15 protein-coding genes are annotated in these 16721 nt (G+C 68.8%); 9 read left to right on the top strand and 6 right to left on the bottom strand.

The features are described from left to right. Positions 1-4: 4 nt before the first annotated feature. The 3 genes from mreD to DA1_RS19295 all read right to left on the bottom strand — a co-directional run bounded on the left by mreD (position 5) and on the right by DA1_RS19295 (position 2803). Positions 5-523, bottom strand: coding sequence for a rod shape-determining protein MreD (mreD, locus tag DA1_RS19305; RefSeq protein ID WP_034397866.1), 519 nt, complete (start codon positions 521-523; stop codon positions 5-7). Next, entirely contained in the window at positions 520-1575 is a 1056-nt protein-coding gene (mreC, locus tag DA1_RS19300; protein WP_034397865.1) for a rod shape-determining protein MreC, read from the bottom strand. Before mreC ends, mreD begins: the two co-directional genes overlap by 4 nt. A gap of 184 nt (positions 1576-1759) precedes the next feature. Beyond that, entirely contained in the window at positions 1760-2803 is a 1044-nt protein-coding gene (locus DA1_RS19295) for a rod shape-determining protein (protein WP_012202293.1), read from the bottom strand. A gap of 212 nt (positions 2804-3015) precedes the next feature. Here DA1_RS19295 and gatC point away from each other — a divergent pair, with 212 nt between their 5' ends. From gatC to gatB, 3 genes are read left to right on the top strand one after another with little or no spacing between them, the layout of a single operon-like run. Beyond that, on the top strand, positions 3016-3315 hold the full coding sequence (gatC, locus tag DA1_RS19290; protein WP_012202292.1) for an Asp-tRNA(Asn)/Glu-tRNA(Gln) amidotransferase subunit GatC: 300 nt from the start codon (positions 3016-3018) through the stop codon (positions 3313-3315). Between the two features lie 52 nt (positions 3316-3367). Beyond that, the gene (gene gatA, locus DA1_RS19285) at positions 3368-4864 is read left to right on the top strand and encodes an Asp-tRNA(Asn)/Glu-tRNA(Gln) amidotransferase subunit GatA (RefSeq protein WP_034397864.1); all 1497 of its coding nucleotides are present in this window, start codon (positions 3368-3370) and stop codon (positions 4862-4864) included. Between the two features lie 6 nt (positions 4865-4870). Beyond that, entirely contained in the window at positions 4871-6316 is a 1446-nt protein-coding gene (gene gatB, locus DA1_RS19280) for an Asp-tRNA(Asn)/Glu-tRNA(Gln) amidotransferase subunit GatB (RefSeq protein ID WP_034397862.1), read from the top strand. A gap of 44 nt (positions 6317-6360) precedes the next feature. On the opposite strand, the gene DA1_RS19275 is transcribed toward gatB, so the two are convergent. After that, positions 6361-7332 (bottom strand): tripartite tricarboxylate transporter substrate binding protein, encoded by a 972-nt coding sequence (locus tag DA1_RS19275; RefSeq protein ID WP_034399093.1) that lies wholly within the window; start codon positions 7330-7332, stop codon positions 6361-6363. A 127-nt stretch (positions 7333-7459) separates the two neighbouring features. Here DA1_RS19275 and DA1_RS19270 point away from each other — a divergent pair, with 127 nt between their 5' ends. Both DA1_RS19270 and DA1_RS19265 read left to right on the top strand, forming a co-directional pair. Further along, positions 7460-8683 (top strand): serine hydrolase domain-containing protein, encoded by a 1224-nt coding sequence (locus DA1_RS19270; RefSeq protein WP_034397861.1) that lies wholly within the window; start codon positions 7460-7462, stop codon positions 8681-8683. A 133-nt stretch (positions 8684-8816) separates the two neighbouring features. Next, the gene (locus DA1_RS19265; protein ID WP_034397860.1) at positions 8817-9983 is read left to right on the top strand and encodes an HPP family protein; all 1167 of its coding nucleotides are present in this window, start codon (positions 8817-8819) and stop codon (positions 9981-9983) included. Positions 9984-10047: 64 nt separating this feature from the next. Here DA1_RS19265 and serA read toward each other — a convergent pair whose 3' ends face one another. Beyond that, positions 10048-11277: a phosphoglycerate dehydrogenase gene (gene serA / locus DA1_RS19260; protein WP_012202286.1), complete on the bottom strand. Its 1230-nt coding sequence runs from the start codon at positions 11275-11277 to the stop codon at positions 10048-10050. A 358-nt stretch (positions 11278-11635) separates the two neighbouring features. Between serA and DA1_RS19255 the strand changes: the two genes are divergently transcribed. The 4 genes from DA1_RS19255 to DA1_RS19240 all read left to right on the top strand — a co-directional run bounded on the left by DA1_RS19255 (position 11636) and on the right by DA1_RS19240 (position 14000). Next, positions 11636-12598, top strand: a complete 963-nt coding sequence (locus tag DA1_RS19255) for a hypothetical protein (protein WP_034397859.1) — start codon at positions 11636-11638, stop codon at positions 12596-12598. Between the two features lie 49 nt (positions 12599-12647). Then, complete coding sequence (locus DA1_RS19250) at positions 12648-13211, top strand: nitroreductase family protein (RefSeq protein WP_034397858.1); 564 nt, start codon at positions 12648-12650, stop codon at positions 13209-13211. A 122-nt stretch (positions 13212-13333) separates the two neighbouring features. Further along, positions 13334-13570, top strand: a complete 237-nt coding sequence (locus DA1_RS19245; RefSeq protein ID WP_013800215.1) for a hypothetical protein — start codon at positions 13334-13336, stop codon at positions 13568-13570. Positions 13571-13646: 76 nt separating this feature from the next. Further along, positions 13647-14000, top strand: a complete 354-nt coding sequence (locus DA1_RS19240; RefSeq protein WP_034397856.1) for a hypothetical protein — start codon at positions 13647-13649, stop codon at positions 13998-14000. 30 nt (positions 14001-14030) lie between these two features. Here the strand turns inward: DA1_RS19240 and DA1_RS19235 are convergent, their stop codons facing one another. Next, on the bottom strand, positions 14031-16643 hold the full coding sequence (locus DA1_RS19235) for a membrane-bound PQQ-dependent dehydrogenase, glucose/quinate/shikimate family (RefSeq protein ID WP_034397855.1): 2613 nt from the start codon (positions 16641-16643) through the stop codon (positions 14031-14033). Positions 16644-16721: the final 78 nt, after the last annotated feature.

The raw sequence follows: 16721 nt of genomic DNA, 5'->3' as shown, positions 1-16721 counted from the left end.
AGCCTCACAGAGGACGGTTCTCGTCACTGTCCGGCGGGCGGCGCTGAGGTGCCAGCAGCAGGCCGCTGACCAGGGGCCACAGCAGGGCCTCGATCAAGGGAGCCAGCACCACCAGCGGGCCGGGCACGATGCCGCCGGCCACCATGCGCAGCAGCACCTGCAGGCCATGCACCACGGCGAACAGGGGCAGAAGGTGCAGCGCCTGCACGGGCGTGGAGAACCAGGACAGGCGCCGGCCCATGGCGCCGGCCGCGAACACCAGCAGCGCATAGGCCAGCGCATGCTGGCCCAGCAGGGAGGAGCGGTCCACATCCATGCACAGGCCCAGCAAAAAGGCCACGCCCATGCCCACGCGCTGGGGCTGGTTCAGCGCCCAGAAGGCCAGCAGCACCATCAGCAGGTCGGGCTGCCAGGCCTGGCGGCCCAGCGGCAGCATGTTGAGTGCCAGCGCCGCCAGCAGGCTGACGACGATGAACAGGGGGTTGACCGGCAGCAGCAGCTGCTGGCCGCGCGGCATGATCATGCGGGCTCCTTCCTGGCGGAGGCGGGTGCGGCGGGAGCAGCGGGTGCTGCAGGCGTGGCCGGTGCATCTGTCTTGCCGGCCTTGCCGCCGTCCCTGGAGGCTTCCTTGCCCTTGCCGTCCTTGGCCTTGTCTTTTTCCTTGCCCTTGCCGGCGCGCAGGGGTTCGGCGGCGCCTTCTGCCTCGGGATGGGTGGCGCGGTCCAGCGGCTTGAGCACCACCACGTGGCGCACGCCCTGCACGCGGCCCACGGGCTCGCAGTAGATGCGCGAGAAGGCCGAGTCGGCGCGGCGCTCCACCGAGACCACCTTGGCCACGGGCAGGCCCGGCGGGTACAGGCCATCGACGCCGCTGGTGGTCAGCAGGTCGCCTTCCTGGACATCGGCATTGCTGGGCATGAAGCGCAGCTCGATGCCGCCGGTGCGCAGCGGCGACGGATCGCCATAGGCCACACTGCGCGCGCCGGTGCGCGGGTTGAAGACGGGAATGGCCTGGTCGCGGTCGATGAGCAGGGTGACCTCGGCACGCAGCGGATACACGCGCGTGACCTGGCCGACCACGCCTTTTTCATCGAGCACGGGCGAGCCCTGGTCGATGCCATCCACCTGGCCGCGGTCGATGACCACGCGGCGCGTATAGAGGTCGGGGCTGTCGTAGACCACCTCGGCAGCGGTGCCGGGCGTGGTGAGGCGATCGCGCAGCTGCAGCAGCTCGCGCAGGTGGTCGTTTTCCTGGATCAGCTCGTCGGCCAGCGATGCACGCTGGGCCATGGCCACCAGTTCCTTGCGCGCGGCCTGTTCGCGGGCCTGGGCATCGTCCAGCGAGCCCAGGTAGCGGCTGGCGTCGTGCACGGCCTGCACAGGCTTGAGCATCACCCATTGCACGGGGTACAGCACGGTGGCCACGGCCACGCGCACGGGATCGGTGATCCTGAAACGCGCGTCGGCCACCATCAGGAACAGCGCCAGGGCGCTGTACAGGGCCAGTTGCGAGACCCGCGAGGGCCGCCGCTTGAACAGCGAGGGCGCCGAGTGGTCCAGGGTATTGGGATTCATGCCGCCCTCCCGCGTGGCAGGGCCTGCCCTGCCGCACTTGCTGCAGCCTGGAAAGCACGGGCCGGTCCCGGTGCGAAGGAAGGCAGGGCAAGCATGCAGGTCACCACGGAAGGGGGAGAAAAATCGTTGCAGTCAGACGGCTGCGGCCCCGGGCCCGCGACAACGGGCCCCGGCCTGCGCCGCATCAGTCGCTGGTGAAGATGCTGCCCTGGCGGTCCATGGTCTCCAGCGCCATGCCGCAGCCGCGCACCACGCAAGTCAGCGGCTCTTCGGCCACCAGCACGGGCAAGCCGGTTTCTTCGGCCAGCAGGCGGTCCAGGTCACGCAGCAGCGCGCCGCCGCCGGTGAGCATCATGCCCCGCTCGGCAATGTCGGCGCCCAGTTCGGGCGGTGTCTGCTCCAGCGCGTTCTTGACGGCGCTGACGATCTGGTTGAGCGGATCGGTCAGGGCTTCCAGCACCTCGTTGGACGAGATGGTGAAGCTGCGCGGCACGCCTTCGGAGAGGTTGCGGCCCTTGACTTCCATCTCCTTGACTTCGGAGCCGGGGAAGGCCGAGCCGATGTTCTTCTTGATGGACTCGGCCGTGGGCTCGCCGATCAGCATGCCGTAGTTGCGGCGGATGTAGCTGATGATGGCTTCGTCGAACTTGTCGCCGCCCACGCGCACGGAGCCCTTGTAGACCATGCCGCCCAGGGAGATCACGCCGACTTCGGTGGTACCGCCACCGATGTCCACCACCATGGAGCCCGAAGCCTCGGACACCGGCAGGCCGGCGCCGATGCCGGCAGCCATGGGTTCCTCGATCAGGTAGACGGAGGTGGCGCCTGCCGCCTCGGCCGCGTCCTTGATGGCGCGGCGCTCGACCTGGGTGGAGCCGCAGGGCACGCAGATGATGATGCGCGGGCTGGGCGTGAGCACCGAGCGCGGATGCACCATCTTGATGAACTGCTTGATCATCTGCTCCGTGATGACGAAGTCGGCAATCACGCCGTCCTTCATCGGGCGGATGGCCTCGATGTTGCCGGGCACCTTGCCCAGCATGGCCTTGGCCTCGCGGCCCACCGCCTGGATCACCTTCTTGCCGTGCGGCCCGCCTTCGTGGCGGATCGCGACAACGGAGGGTTCGTCCAGAACAATGCCCTTGTCGCGGGCGAAAATCAGGGTGTTGGCTGTGCCAAGATCAATGGCAAGGTCGGTGGAGAAATACCGACGGAAAGCTCCGAACATTACGAGAGTCCTCTCAGGCACGGCATGCTCGTCGGCCTGCCATCGCCGGGATGAAAGTTAGGGAGTCTGGATGGGGTTGGCTTTTCGCACAATGACCGGCTCGGAGAGGGTATTGCGGCAAAGCCGAGATAATACCGTATCCCCTGTGAATAACTTCTACTGCCGGGGCTTGAAATACGGGTTTACATCCCGTTGCCCCCTTCAAAAATCCTATGGCACTGAACGCACAAGACATCGCACGCATCGCGAACCTGGCACGACTTGAGCTCTCCTCCACCGAGAGTGAGCGCATGCTAGGCCAGCTCAATGATTTTTTCGGCATCGTGGAGAAGATGCAGGCTGTGGATACTTCAGGCGTCAGCCCGCTGTCACATCCGGTCGCCGCCATCCAGGACATTGCCCTGCGTCTGCGCGAGGACATTGCCAGCGAGCCCGACCAGCGCGACGCCAACCAGCGCAGCGCACCGGCCGTCGAGCGCGGCCTGTTCCTGGTCCCCAAGGTGATCGAGTAAGCGCCGCGCGCCCTCGTCACTGGCATCCGTCCCCGTTTTCCGCACCCCATACATGACCCAGCAAACCACTGATCTGCACACGCTCGGCGTGTCGGCCCTGTCGGCCCTGCTGCGCGAGCGCAAGCTCGGCGCCGTCGAAGCCGCCCAGCATTTCCTGGCCCGCGCCCAGGCGCACCAGAACCTGGGCGCCTTCGTCAGCATCGACGAAGAGGCCACCCTGGCCCAGGCCCGCGCTGCCGACGCCCTGATTGCCCAGGGCAAGGGCGGCCGCCTGGCTGGCGTGCCCATTGCGCACAAGGACATCTTCGTCACGCGCGACTTCCCGACCACGGCCTCCAGCAAGATGCTGGCCGGCTACCGCTCGCCCTTCGACGCCACCGTGGTGACGCGCCTGGCCGAGGCCGGCGCCGTGACGCTGGGCAAGCTCAACTGCGATGAATTCGCCATGGGCTCGGCCAACGAGAACTCGGCCATCGCGCCCGTGGGCTTCGATGCCCCTGCGCCCGTGCGCAACCCCTGGAACACGGACCGCGTGCCCGGCGGCTCCTCGGGCGGCTCGGCCGTGGCCGTGGCCGCCGGCCTGGCGCCCGCCGTCACCGGCACCGACACGGGCGGCTCCATCCGCCAGCCCGCATCGTTTTGCGGCATCACCGGCATCAAGCCCACCTATGGCCGCGCCAGCCGCTACGGCATGATCGCCTTCGCCTCCAGCCTGGACCAGGCCGGTCCCATGGGCAAGAGCGCCGAGGACTGCGCCCTGCTGCTGTCCGAGATGTGCGGCCCCGACCTGGACCGCGACTCCACCAGCCTGGACGTGCCCGCCGAGGACTTCACGGCCCGCCTGAACGACAGCATCGAAGGCCTGCGCATCGGCATCCCCGCCGAGTTCTTCGGCGAGGGCCTGTCGGCCGACGTGCGCGCCGCCGTGGATGGCGCGCTCAAGGAATACGAGAAGCTGGGCGCCCGCCTGGTGCCCATCTCGCTGCCGCGCACCGAGCTGTCGATTCCCGTGTACTACATCCTGGCCCCGGCCGAGGCATCGTCCAACCTCTCGCGCTTCGATGGCGTGAAGTTCGGCCACCGCGCCAAGGACTACACGGACCTGGTGGACATGTACAAGAAGACCCGTGCCGAAGGCTTCGGCGACGAGGTCAAGCGCCGCATCATGATCGGCGCCTATGTGCTGTCCGAGGGCTACTACGACGCCTACTACCTGCAGGCGCAGAAGATCCGCCGCATGATCGCCGACGATTTCCAGGCCGCCTTCCAGCAGTGCGACGTGATCGCCGGCCCCGCCGCGCCCACCGTGGCCTGGCAGCTGGGCGGAAAGAGCGACCCGCTGGCCAACTACCTGGCCGACATCTTCACGCTGCCCGCATCGCTGGCCGGCCTGCCCGGCATGAGCGTGCCCGCTGGCTTTGGCGAGGCCGGCATGCCCGTGGGCCTGCAGCTGATCGGCAACTACTTCAAGGAAGGCCAGTTGCTCAACGCCGCCCACCGCTTCCAGCAGGCCACCGACTTTCACCTTCAAGCTCCGAAGGGCATCTGATCCCCCATGACCGCGAAACTCATCCAGGGCTATGAAGTCGTCATCGGCTTCGAGACCCACGCCCAGCTGGCCACCCAGTCCAAGATCTTCAGCCGCGCCAGCACCGCCTTCGGCGCCGAGCCCAACACCCAGGCCTGCGCCGTGGACATGGCGCTGCCCGGCACGCTGCCGGTGATGAACAAAAAGGCCGTCGAGTGCGCCATCCGGCTCGGCCTGGCGCTGGGCTCGCACATTGCGCCGCGCAGCATCTTCGCGCGCAAGAACTACTTCTACCCCGACCTGCCCAAGGGCTACCAGATCTCGCAGTTCGAGATTCCCGTGGTCCAGGGCGGTGAAGTGTCCTTCTTCCTCGGCGACGAGAAGAAGACCATCCGCCTGGTGCGCGCCCACCTGGAGGAAGACGCCGGCAAGTCGCTGCACGAGGACTTCATCGGCCAGTCGGGCATCGATCTGAACCGCGCCGGCACGCCGCTGCTGGAGATCGTGACCGAGCCCGACATCCGCAGCACGGAAGAAGCCGTGGCCTACGCCAAGACGCTGCACCAGATCGTCACCTGGATCGGCATCTGCGACGGCAACATGCAGGAAGGGAGCTTCCGCTGCGACGCCAACGTCTCCGTGCGCAAGCCCGGCCAGCCGCTGGGCACGCGCCGCGAGATCAAGAACCTCAACAGCTTCAAGAACATGCAGCTGGCCATCGACTACGAGATCCGCTGGCAGATCGAGGAAATCGAGGACGGCCGCCGCATCCAGCAGGCCACCGTGCTGTTCGATCCCGACACGGGCGAGACGCGCTCCATGCGCACCAAGGAAGACGCGGCCGACTACCGCTACTTCCCCGACCCGGACCTGCCGCCGCTGGTGGTCGCGCCCGAATGGGTGGAACAGGTCAGGGCCGACATGCCCGAGCTGCCGCGCGCCATGGCCGCGCGCTTTGTCGAGCAGTACGCCCTGCCCGAGTACGACGCCACCACGCTGACGCAAAGCCAGGCCATGGCCGCCTACTTCGAGGACACGGCCCGGGCCTGCAATGCGCCCAAGCTGGCCAGCAACTGGATCATGGGCGAGATCTCGCGCCGCCTGAACACCGAGGAAATCGGCATGGAGGCCGCCAAGGTCTCCAGCGCCCAGCTGGCCGCGCTGATCCAGCGCATCGGCGACGGCACCATCTCCAACAACGCCGCCAAGCAGGTCTTCGAGGCGCTGTGGAGCGGTGAAGGCAGCGATGTCGATGCCATCATCGAGGCCAAGGGCCTCAAGCAGATGAACGACACGGGCGCCATGGAGAAGATCATCGACGAGGTGATCGCCGCCAACCCGGCCAACGTGGAGCAGTACCGCGCAGGCAAGGACAAGGCCTTCAACGCCCTGGTCGGCCAGGTCATGAAGGCCTCCAAGGGCAAGGCCAACCCGGCGCAGGTCAACGAGCAGCTCAAGGCCAAGCTGGCCTGACCGGCCGCAGCGGGCACCCCCACGCGCTCCGGGGGGCGCCTGCCTCAATCCACCGAGGCGCCTGATTGCCGCACGGCCTGGCCCCACTGCGTGATCTCGGAGGCCACAAAGGCATCCATCTCGCGGGGCGTGGTGGGCGCAGCCTCCGAGCCACGGTCACTGATGAACTTGCGCATCTCAGGGCTGCGCAGGATGGCCACGGCCTCGCGGTTGAGCCGGTCGATCACTTCCTGCGGCGTGCCCTTGGGGGCCATCAGCCCCAGCCAGCCCACGGCCTCGAAGCCCCGGAACTCGGGCAGGCCCGATTCGGCAATGGCCGGCACCTCGGGCAGCTGGCTGGAGCGGGCGCTGGAGGTCACACCCAGCGGCACGGCCTTGCCCGCCTGGATATTGGGCAGGGCGGCCGTCACCGAATCCACCATCAGCGGCACCTGGCCGCCCACGAAGTCCGCCTGCGCGGGGCCGCTGCCCTTGTAGGGGATGTGCTCTATCTGTATCTTGGCGCGCGCCTTGACCATCTCGGCGCTCAGGTGCTGGGTGCCGCCGATGCCGGCGCTGGCGTAGTTCCAGCGGCCCGGCTCGGCACGCGCCTTGTCCACCAAATCTTTCATGGACTTGATGCCAGCCCCCGGGTGCGCCAGGAACACCAGCGGCACCTTGGCGATCAGCGTGATGCCCACCAGGTCGGTGCGCGGGTCGAAATTCACCTTCTTGTACAGCGTCTGGTTCACGGCCATGGCACTGCCGGCCACGAGCAGCGTATAGCCGTCGGCCGGGCTGCGCACCACCTGCTCGCTGCCGATGTTGCTGCCGGCCCCGGCCTTGTTCTCCACCACCAGCGGCTGGCCCAGCTTCTGGGCGAGCTTTTCGGCCAGCGCGCGCGCAAAGATGTCCGTGGCCTGCCCGGGCGGGAAGGGCACGACCAGGCGGATGGGCTTGTCGGGATAGGCGGCGCTGGCCGGCATGGCAAAGGCGGCGGCTGCGCAGGCTGCGGCGGCCAGAATGATCTGCTTCATGGTGTCGTTGTCTCCTGCGGGCCAGTTTAGCGGCGGCATGCCCGCTGCACCCGCACGCCGCTGTCCCGCAGCCAACAGCGCACCAGGCCATCTGCCGGAACAATCGACGCACACCACAGGAGACTCCATGACCGCCAGCACCGACCGCCTGCACATCCCCGGCCTGCCCTGGGCCGACTCCCCTGAAACCGTGGGCCTGGGCAGCGCGCGCCTGGCGCGCCTGTCGGCCCGGCTGCAGCGCGGCGTGGACACCAGCGAGATCCCGGGCGCCGTGGCCCTGGTGGCGCGGCGCGGCAAGCTGGCCTACCTGGAGAGCTTCGGCCTGCTGGACCCCGAGGCCGGCACGGCCATGCGGCCCGATGCCATCTTCCGCATCGCCTCCATGAGCAAGCCCATCACCTCGCTGGCCATCATGATGCTGGCCGAGCAGGGGCGGCTGTCCATCATCGAGCCTGTGGAGCAGTACCTGCCCGAGCTGGCCGCGCTGCGCGTGGGCCTGGAGCGCGCGCCGCTGGCGCGGCCCATCACGCTGCAGGACCTGCTGCGCCACACCTCCGGCATTCCCTATGGATTCGCCGGCACCGAGCACCCCGTCAAGAAGATGTACCTGGATGCGGGCCTGTTCAGCGGCAAGTTCACCAATGCGCAGTTCATCACCAAGCTCGCGCAGTTGCCGCTGGTGGCCCAGCCCGGCGAGACCTGGGAATACGGCATGTCCACCGACGTGCTGGGCCGCGTGGTCGAGGTGGTCAGCGGCCAGACGCTGGCCGCCTTCGTGCGCGAGCACATCACCGGGCCGCTGGGCATGGCCGACACGGGCTTTCATGCGCCCGACAGCGAGATCGCACGCGCCGCGCGGCCCCAGCCCGAAGGGCCGCAGAAACAGATGCCGCCCATCCCCCCGGTCACGCGCGCCATGATGTTCGAGTCGGGCGGCGGCGGCATGGTCTCGACCATGGCCGACTATGCGCGGCTGTGCCTGTTCTGGTGCAACGGCGGCACGCTGGACGGCGTGCGCCTGGTCTCTCGCAAGACCGTGGAGCTGATGACCACCAACCACCTGCCCGCCAGCGTGCGCATGGGGCCGGACATGGCCTACTTCGGCGCCCAGCTGCCCTCGCCCGAGGTGGGCCAGGGCTTCGGCCTGGGCTTTGCGGTGCGCACGGCGCCCGGCCTCAACCCGCTGCCGGGCAGCGTGGGCGACTTTTCGTGGAGCGGCATCTACGGCACCTTCTTCTGGGTGGATCCGAAGGAGGACCTGTTCGCCATCCTCATGATGCAGTCCATGGCCCAGCGCATTCCTTACCGCTGGGTGATGCGCGAGGGCGTGTACCAGTCCGTGGTGGACTGAGCCGGCAGGCGCGCCGCACCGAAAGGGTGCAAAGCCCATGCTACCAGCAAGAGCGGCGTCCCTTCCTAAAATGACGCGCTTTTGCAGCCCTCCCCCGGGGCCGCGCAGGCAAAGACAAAAAGACAACAAGGCCATGGGCTGGAACAGAAAAGCATGGGGGCCGGTGGTGCCACGCCCCGCGCCTGCGGACATGTGGCGCGTGGCCATGGGCTCCATCGTGGGCATGGGGCTGGCGACGGCCCTGGTCTGGCTGGCGCATGCGGGCACCTGGGATCTTCCCCTGCGCCTGTTCGCGCCACTGGGCGCCACGGCCGTCCTGTTGTTCGCCGTGCCCACCAGCCCGCTGGCCCAGCCCTGGTCCTGCGTGGTGGGCAATACGGTGTCGGCGCTCTGGGCCCTGTTCGTGCTGCAGTGGTGCCCGCCCCAGCTGGCCCCTGCACTGGCCGTGGGCGGCGCCATAGGCTGCATGCTGCTGACGCGCTCGCTGCACCCGCCAGGTGGCGCCATGGCCCTGCTGACGGTGCTCAACGCCAAGGCCTCGCTGGCCGCCGGCTGGATGCTGCCCTTCCTGCCCGTGGGTGCGCTGACTCTGGGGCTGGTCCTGGCGGCCACGGCGCTCCACCGCGCCACGGGCCGGCGCTACCCCCACCATGCCGACACGGCGCCCAAGGCCGCGCCCGCCGATGCGGCCCACCGCCATGCCTCGCGCCTGGGCCTGTCCCATGCCGATCTGGAGGGGCTGCTGCTGCGCTTCGGCCAGGAAAACAACCTGGAAGCCGACGACCTGGCTGAGCTGCTGGCCGCCGCCGAGGAAACCGCCATCGAGCACCGGCTGGGCGGTGTGCGCTGCGCCCAGCTGATGACGCGCGATCCCGTGAGCTGCTCCATGGACGACGACGTGCACGCCGTGGCCGCACGCTTTCGCGCGCACCCGGCCAAGAGCCTGCCGGTGCTGGACGCCGATGGCGGCCTGGCCGGCACGGTCTCCCGTGCCGAGCTGTACGAGTGGCTATGGATGAGCCCCGTGCGCCCGGCCGAATCGGCGGCAAAACCTTCTTTGTTGAACTGGCTGGGCCAGCGCCTGCCCGGCAAGACCCGGGCCGCGCCCCGCCTGTCGGAGCTGCCCCAGCTGGTTCATGCGCCTGAACTCAGCGTGGACGAAGACACGCCCGTGGGCCAGTTGCTGGACGCCCTGGCCCGGCACAGCGTGCCCTGCATTCCCGTGATGAGCGAAGGCCGGCTGACCGGCCTGATCACTCGCACGGATCTGATGCGGCTGCTGCTGCAGCCGGGCAGATAGGGCGACCCGGCAATGCGCCAGTTTCAGGAAGTGCGCCCAAGCGCAGCATCCTGAAACCTGGCCATCAGAACAGCACGCGGCAGCGGATGGTGCCCGGAACCTGGGTCAGCTTTTCCACGGCCAGACCCGAGGACTGGGCCGCCAGGTCGATCACCACATAGCCCACCTTCTCGTCGGTGCGCAGGTACTGGCCGGCGATGTTGATGCCGTTCTCGGCAAACACCTGGTTGATGGCCGACAGCACGCCGGGCTGGTTGTGGTGCACGTGCAGGATGCGGTTCTGGCCGGGGTGGGCGGGCAGCGCCACTTCGGGGAAGTTCACGGCCGAGGTGGTGGTGCCGTTGTCGCTGTACTTGACCAGCTTCTCGGCCACTTCCAGGCCGATGTTGGCCTGGGCTTCCATGGTGGAGCCGCCCACGTGCGGGGTCAGGATGACGTTGTCCAGGCCGCGCAGGGGCGAGACGAATTCATCCTTGTTGCTGCGCGGTTCGGTGGGGAACACGTCGATGGCGGCGCCCAGCAGCTTGCCGGCCTTCAGGGCCTCGGCCAGCGGCTCGATTTCCACCACGGTGCCGCGCGAGGCATTGATCAGGATGGCCCCGGGCTTCATGGCCGCGATTTCCTTGGCGCCGATCATCCACTGGGTGGAGGGCAGCTCGGGCACGTGCAGGGTGACGATGTCGCTGCCGGCCAGCAGATCGGCCAGCGATGCGGCCTGGCGCGCATTGCCCAGCGGCAACTTGGTGGACACGTCATGGAACAGCACCTGCATGCCCACCGACTCGGCCATCACCGACAGCTGGGTGCCGATGGAGCCGTAGCCCACGATGCCCAGCGTCTTGCCACGGATTTCGTAGGAATTCTCGGCGCTCTTGAGCCAGCCGCCGCGGTGGGCGGAGGCGTTCTTGGCGGGCACGCCGCGCAGCAGCAAGATGGCCTCGGCCAGCACCAGCTCGGCCACCGAGCGCGTGTTGGAGTAAGGCGCGTTGAAGACCACCACGCCACGCTCGCGCGCCGCGTCCAGGTCCACCTGGTTGGTGCCGATGCAAAAGCAGCCCACGGCCACGAGCTTTTGCGCGGCGGCGAACACGTCGGCCGTCAGCTGCGTGCGCGAACGGATGCCGACGAAGTGCACGTCGGCGATCTTGCGCTTGAGCTCCTCGCCTTCCAGCGCGCCCGTCACGGTCTCCACATTGGTGTAGCCCGCGTTGCGCAGCACTTCGAGTGCGGAAGGATGGATGCCTTCGAGCAGAAGGAACTTGATCTTCGATTTATCCAGCGACGTTTTGGTCATGGGCGAGCCCTCTCTAGTCAGTCAGAAATCAGAGCGAGCATTACAGCGGATTCAGGAAGCCGCTACAGCCGGTAGGCCCAAAGCCTGCGCGCCCGCAAGCGGGAGAACCATGCGCTCTGCGGCCATGAACGCCCCGCCATCCGGAAGGCACTCATTGCAGGACGGTGCATGCCACGGGAGCACATGCACACTTCGAGATTGGCGCGAAATGTAAAACATTGAGAACCGGTGCGCCCGTGCACGGCAGCCTTCCTAGAATTCGCCCGTCTGTGTCCGGCGCTTTCAAATCAATAGCAACAGAACTGGCCTGCAGGCGGGCCGGACGCGCCCTTGTTTTACGAACCAACCGAGGATTCCGATGATTACAAACATGCTGCGCAGGATCGAGGACCTGCTGGTGCAGGTGGTGCGCGTGGTGCTGCTGGTGTTCTCCCTGCTCGTGCTGGTGGGCATGGCACTGTGGACCTGGGAGAGCTTCAGGCCCGGCAAGGCCGAGGCGCCCCAGGCCGTGGCCCAGGAATTGAACTGGAAGGACGCCAGGCCCGACCTGCAGTTCGTCGTGGACGAAACCAGCCGCGACCTGGGCGCGGGCGGCGGCGAACCCGCCATGGAAAAGCGCCTGGCCGATCCGGCGCTGCGCCCTGCCTTCCAGAAGGCCGACGCCCTGGTGCGCGCCTACGTGAACAAGGATCCTGCGCGGCGCGAGCGCACCGAGCGGGACAACCAGGCCCGGGGCCTGGCGCCGCTGCACCCGCTGCTGCAAGGCGACGCCCTGCCGTCCGAGGCCGATGTGCAGCGCCGCATCCAGGAACGCGGGCAGCGCGAAGGCGATGCCGGGGCCGTGGATGCGGCTGCCGATGCAGCGGCTGCCGCAGCAGCCTCCACCGGCGAGGAAGACGGCTGGATGGTCGAGCCCGTGGATACCGCCGCCGCCATCCATGAGCGTGCCCAGGCCGCCGAGCTGGAACACGGCAAGGGCACCTATGCGGCCTATGTGCAGGGCCTGCCCGCCGCGCTGGAGCAGGTCTTCGGCAATGCCGCCCTGGAGCCGCGGCTGCAGGCGCAGACGGCCCAGCAGATCCTGTCCACGGTGCTGCTGAACTACACGCTGTCCCTGGACAATGCGGCGCGCGCGCTGCGCGGCGAGGACAGCCTCGGCAGCAGCTCCTGGAAGGAGCGCTTCGGCGCCGTGGAGACGGCCTTCTGGAGCATGCTGATGTCATTCCTCGTGCTGGTGGTGATGGTGCTGGTCTTCATCCGCATGGAGCGCCACCTGCGCGTGATCAGCCAGCAGCATGGCCAGGCACCGCGCCAGCCCTGAGGCCTTGCGCTATCGTTGCCGCTTTCCTTTCTGCTTGCCGCCTATCCGCATGACACGCAACACCACCACTCCCATCCATCCGCAATTCCTGGGCCGCATGTCGCCGCGCGCCTTCAAGCCGGAGGCACTGAGCCAGGCCCAGATCGAGCAACTGGCCGACGCCGCGCGCTGGGCGCCTTCGGCCAGCAACAAGCAGCCCTGGCACTTTGCCTATGCGCTACGCGGCGATGCGAACTGGCAGGCCTTCAGCACCATTCCCAACGAGTTCAACCGCCGCTGGTGCCTGGAGGCGGGCGCGCTGATCGTGCTGATGTCCGACCGCCAGGCCTCGCCCGGCAAGCACAGCTTCGACGCGGGCTGCGCCTGGGGCTACCTGGCGCTGGAAGCCCACGCCATGGGCCTGGCCACGCACGCCATGGGCGGCTTCTCGGCCGACGCCGCACGCGAGGTGCTGCGCCTGCCCGAGCACCTGGAGCCCGAGGTGGTGATCGCCGTGGGCTGGCGCGGCGATGCGGCCACACTGCCCGACGATCTGCGCGAGCGCGAGGTGCCCTCGCCCCGCAAGCCGCTGGCCGAAGTGCTGAGCGCAGGCCCCGTAGCCACGGGCGGCTGACGGCGGGTTCCAAGTCCTACGCCGCTTTGCGGGGATGCCCCGGATGGCCGCTCCAGGCCCCGGGGCTACACTGGTCCACAGGCCTGCGGCGCAGCAGGCGTCCATGACCCCAAGGAGTTGCCATGACCCCATCCACCAGCCCCAATCTCGACAAGCTGCGCAACATCGTCCAGAAGTTCGGCGCCAGCTCCTTCACCACGGACCAGGTGGCCAGCGAATACGACGACGCCCCGGCCACGGCGGAAAGCACCGAGCAATTCGACGCCCTGCTGCAGCGCCACGCGGCCGTGCTGGGCATCCATGCCGTGCCCGGAAGCGGCGGCCAGGGCCACGGCGCCACCGTCTGGCAGCCGGCCTGAGCGCGCAGGCGGCGCAAAGCACGGCGCCGCTACACTCGCTGCGGCCGGCACGGTGCCGGCGCGCAGTTTCCTTTTGATGTCCTCACTCTCCCCCCATACCTGGCTGCAGCTGTCCGTGGCAGCCAGTGCCCTGCTGGTGCTCGCCTCCATCGGCTGGGTCTGGCACGGCACGCGCGCCCTGCCCGCGGATTCGCGCGATGGCCGCAGCGCCCGGCGCATGGCGGCCTTGTTCGCCCTGGGGGCGCTGGCCTGGCTGGCCTACGGCCTGTACACGGGCTATGCCGCGCTGTGGAAGGCCGACGCGCTGATGCTGTTTGCCCAGCAAGGCGCGCTGCTGCGCCTGCCGTTTCTGATCGGCGGACTGGCCTGGGTGGCCGCTCTGCTGGTCACGCGCGTGCTGCGCATGCTGGGCCGGACCGGATCGGCATGAGCCGGCGCAGACCCCCACGGCGCTGAGCGCTCAGGGCGCCGCCACCTCCTTGGGCAGCACATAGGCGCGCACGCTGTCCCCGGCCTTGGTTCCGGTCGAACCATGCCCACCCGCCACCACCACCAGGTACTGGCGCTGATCCGTGCCCAGATAGGTCATGGGCGTGGCCTGGCCGCCAGCAGGCAGGCGGTCCTGCCAGAGCTGGCGGCCGCTGTCCACGTCATAGGCGCGCACATAGTTGTCCAGTGCCCCCGAGTAGAAGGCCACGCCGCCAGCGGTCATCACCGGGCCGCCAATGCCGGGCACGCCCATGCGAAAGCCCAGCGGCAGCGGGCTCAGGTCACGCGGCGTGCCGTTGCGGCGCTGCCAGACGATCTGGCCCGTGCGCAGGTCGGCACCCGCCACAAAGCCCCAGGGCGGCGCCTGGCAGGGAATGCCCAGCGGCGAGACAAAAGGCTTGAGCCGCACCGCAAACGGTGCGCCAAAGTTTTCGTTGAGCGCGGGCAGGCCGTCCTTGGGCGGGCCGCCATCCTGCACCAGCAGCGAGGTATCGTCCGCACGCGGCACCAGGGTGGAGACGAAGGCCAGCCGCGTGGGCGTGGCAAACACCACCTGCCGGCGCGGGTCCACGGCCACGCCGCCCCAGTTGAAGACGCCGAAATTGCCCGGATAGATCAGCGAGCCCTGCTCCGAGGGCGGCGTGAAGCGCCCCTCGTAGCGCAGGCGGCGAAAGGCCAGCCGGCACCACAGTTGCTCGAAGGGGCTGGCGCCCCACATGTCGCGCTCGGTCAGGGCCGGGGGGTTGAAGCTCAGCTGCGAATGCGGCTGCGTGGGCGCCGTGCGGTCGCCGCGTGCCGCGCCCTGCGGCGCAGCCACCTCGGTGACGGGCAGCAGCGGCTGGCCCGTGCGCCGGTCCAGCACGAACAGCTCGCCCTGCTTGGTGGGCTGCACCAGGGCGGGCACGCTGTGGCCGCCGATCTCCAGGTCGATCAGGCTGGGCTGCGAGGGCACGTCGTAGTCCCAGAGATCGTGGTGCACGGTCTGGAACACCCAGCGCACGGCGCCCGTGGCAATGTCCAGCGCCACCACCGAGGAAGAATACTGCTCGGCCTCGGCGCTGCGCCGCCCGCCCCATTGGTCGGGCGGCGCATTGCCCATGGGCACGAAGACGAGGCCCAGCGTCTCGTCCACGCTGGAGATGGACCAGCTGTTGGGCGAGCTGGGCACATAGGTCTGCCCCTGGGGCAGCGGCGTGCTGTTGCCTGGCCGCCCCGGGTCCCAGGCCCACAGCAGCGCACCCGAGCGGATGTCGAACGCACGGATCACGCCCGAAGGCTCGCGCGTGGAATGGTTGTCCAGCACCGTGCCGCCCACGATGATGCGGTCGCGCGCCACCACCACCGGCGAGGTCGAGTAGTACGAGCCCGGCTTGCGCTCGGGCATGCCCTGCCAGAGGTCGATCTGGCCCTGGCCGCCCGCCACATTGCTGCAGGTCTGGCCATCTGCGGGATTGAGCGCGACCACCTTGCCGTCGGCCGTGGCCATGAACAGCTTGGCGGTGCAGCGGCCGTCATCGCCAGGGGCTGCAGAAGCAGAAGCCGAAGCCGTGGATGCGGCGGTGGGTGCAGGCACGACCTGCGCGCCGGACTTCCTTGCAGCCGGCGCCACCGCCGAATGCGTCTGCCCTGCCGCCGCATCGAACTGCGCGGCCGCCTGCGCCGACTGGTAGGACAGGCCCCGGCAGGTCAGGTGCTGCAGCGCCAGCCCCTTGGGCATGGGCAGGTCGCGCCGCCACAGCTGCTTGCCCGTGGTGGCATCGAGCGCAATCACCGACTGGTGGGGCGTGCACAGGAACAGGCGCTCGCCGATCTTCAGCGGCGTGACCTCGAACGTGGTTTCTTCGGGATCGCCGGGTTTGCCGCGCACATCGCCCGTGCGGAACTCCCAGGCCAATTGCAGCAGCCGCACGTTGTGCGGGCCGATCTGGCGCAGCGGCGAATAGCGCTGGCCCGCTCCGGTGCGGCCATAGGCATGCCATTCGCCATCGGGCACGGCATCGGTGGCATCGCCCTGCAGCACCGGCGGGCTGCGCAGGCCACCGGCATCGGAGGCCACCATGGACATGTTCTGCACGGCCGTGACCTGGCCGTCGGCGGGCAGGTCCGACGCGGCGGCGGCCGCGCCCGCAAACTGGCCCTGGGTTTCATGGGCATCGCGCTGGCGCCCGAATGACAGGCCCGCAAGAATGGCCGTGCCCAGCACCACCAGCGCAAGCGCCGCATGGGCTGGTGCCAGGCCCCGGTTCTGGCCCATGTCGGGCTCATGGCGCAGCGCACGCACCGACCAGGGCAGCACCAGCAGCAGGCCCATCAACCAGGGCACACCCAGGCGCCCCGCCAGCGGCCACCAGTCCAGCCCTATCTCCCAGACCGCCCACAGCGCGGTGCCCAGCAGCCACAGCGCAAACAGCCACAGCGCAGCCGCCGAACGGCGCGCCACGCCCAGGCCCACGGCCAACAGCAGCGCACCTGCCACCACGTAGTAGCCGCTGCCCCCGGCCCACAGCAGCTGGGCGCCTCCCCAGGCCAGCCAGGCACCGGCGGCCCACAGCCACAGCACCGTCAACCATCGCCATGCCGTCATGCATGCTCCCTTCTCGCGGCGGCCCGGCACCTGTGGCTGCAGCGCACACCAGCAGCCAGGCCTTGAGGGCCCGGGAAA

It is taken from the genome of Delftia acidovorans NBRC 14950 (genome assembly GCF_001598795.1).
Lineage (GTDB): Bacteria > Pseudomonadota > Gammaproteobacteria > Burkholderiales > Burkholderiaceae_C > Comamonas > Comamonas acidovorans.
Note: the sequence above shows the minus strand (reverse complement) of the source record. Positions and strands in the feature narration are given on the sequence as shown.

Excerpts from the sequence above, each read along its gene's own strand:
- mreD (WP_034397866.1), bottom strand. The coding sequence starts at position 523 with ATGATCATGCCGCGCGGCCAGCAGCTGCTGCTGCCGGTCAACCCCCTG.
- mreC (WP_034397865.1), bottom strand. The coding sequence starts at position 1,575 with ATGAATCCCAATACCCTGGACCACTCGGCGCCCTCGCTGTTCAAGCGG.
- DA1_RS19295 (WP_012202293.1), bottom strand. The coding sequence starts at position 2,803 with ATGTTCGGAGCTTTCCGTCGGTATTTCTCCACCGACCTTGCCATTGAT.
- gatC (WP_012202292.1), top strand. The coding sequence starts at position 3,016 with ATGGCACTGAACGCACAAGACATCGCACGCATCGCGAACCTGGCACGA.
- gatA (WP_034397864.1), top strand. The coding sequence starts at position 3,368 with ATGACCCAGCAAACCACTGATCTGCACACGCTCGGCGTGTCGGCCCTG.
- gatB (WP_034397862.1), top strand. The coding sequence starts at position 4,871 with ATGACCGCGAAACTCATCCAGGGCTATGAAGTCGTCATCGGCTTCGAG.
- DA1_RS19275 (WP_034399093.1), bottom strand. The coding sequence starts at position 7,332 with ATGAAGCAGATCATTCTGGCCGCCGCAGCCTGCGCAGCCGCCGCCTTT.
- DA1_RS19270 (WP_034397861.1), top strand. The coding sequence starts at position 7,460 with ATGACCGCCAGCACCGACCGCCTGCACATCCCCGGCCTGCCCTGGGCC.
- DA1_RS19265 (WP_034397860.1), top strand. The coding sequence starts at position 8,817 with ATGGGCTGGAACAGAAAAGCATGGGGGCCGGTGGTGCCACGCCCCGCG.
- serA (WP_012202286.1), bottom strand. The coding sequence starts at position 11,277 with ATGACCAAAACGTCGCTGGATAAATCGAAGATCAAGTTCCTTCTGCTC.
- DA1_RS19255 (WP_034397859.1), top strand. The coding sequence starts at position 11,636 with ATGATTACAAACATGCTGCGCAGGATCGAGGACCTGCTGGTGCAGGTG.
- DA1_RS19250 (WP_034397858.1), top strand. The coding sequence starts at position 12,648 with ATGACACGCAACACCACCACTCCCATCCATCCGCAATTCCTGGGCCGC.
- DA1_RS19245 (WP_013800215.1), top strand. The coding sequence starts at position 13,334 with ATGACCCCATCCACCAGCCCCAATCTCGACAAGCTGCGCAACATCGTC.
- DA1_RS19240 (WP_034397856.1), top strand. The coding sequence starts at position 13,647 with ATGTCCTCACTCTCCCCCCATACCTGGCTGCAGCTGTCCGTGGCAGCC.
- DA1_RS19235 (WP_034397855.1), bottom strand. The coding sequence starts at position 16,643 with ATGACGGCATGGCGATGGTTGACGGTGCTGTGGCTGTGGGCCGCCGGT.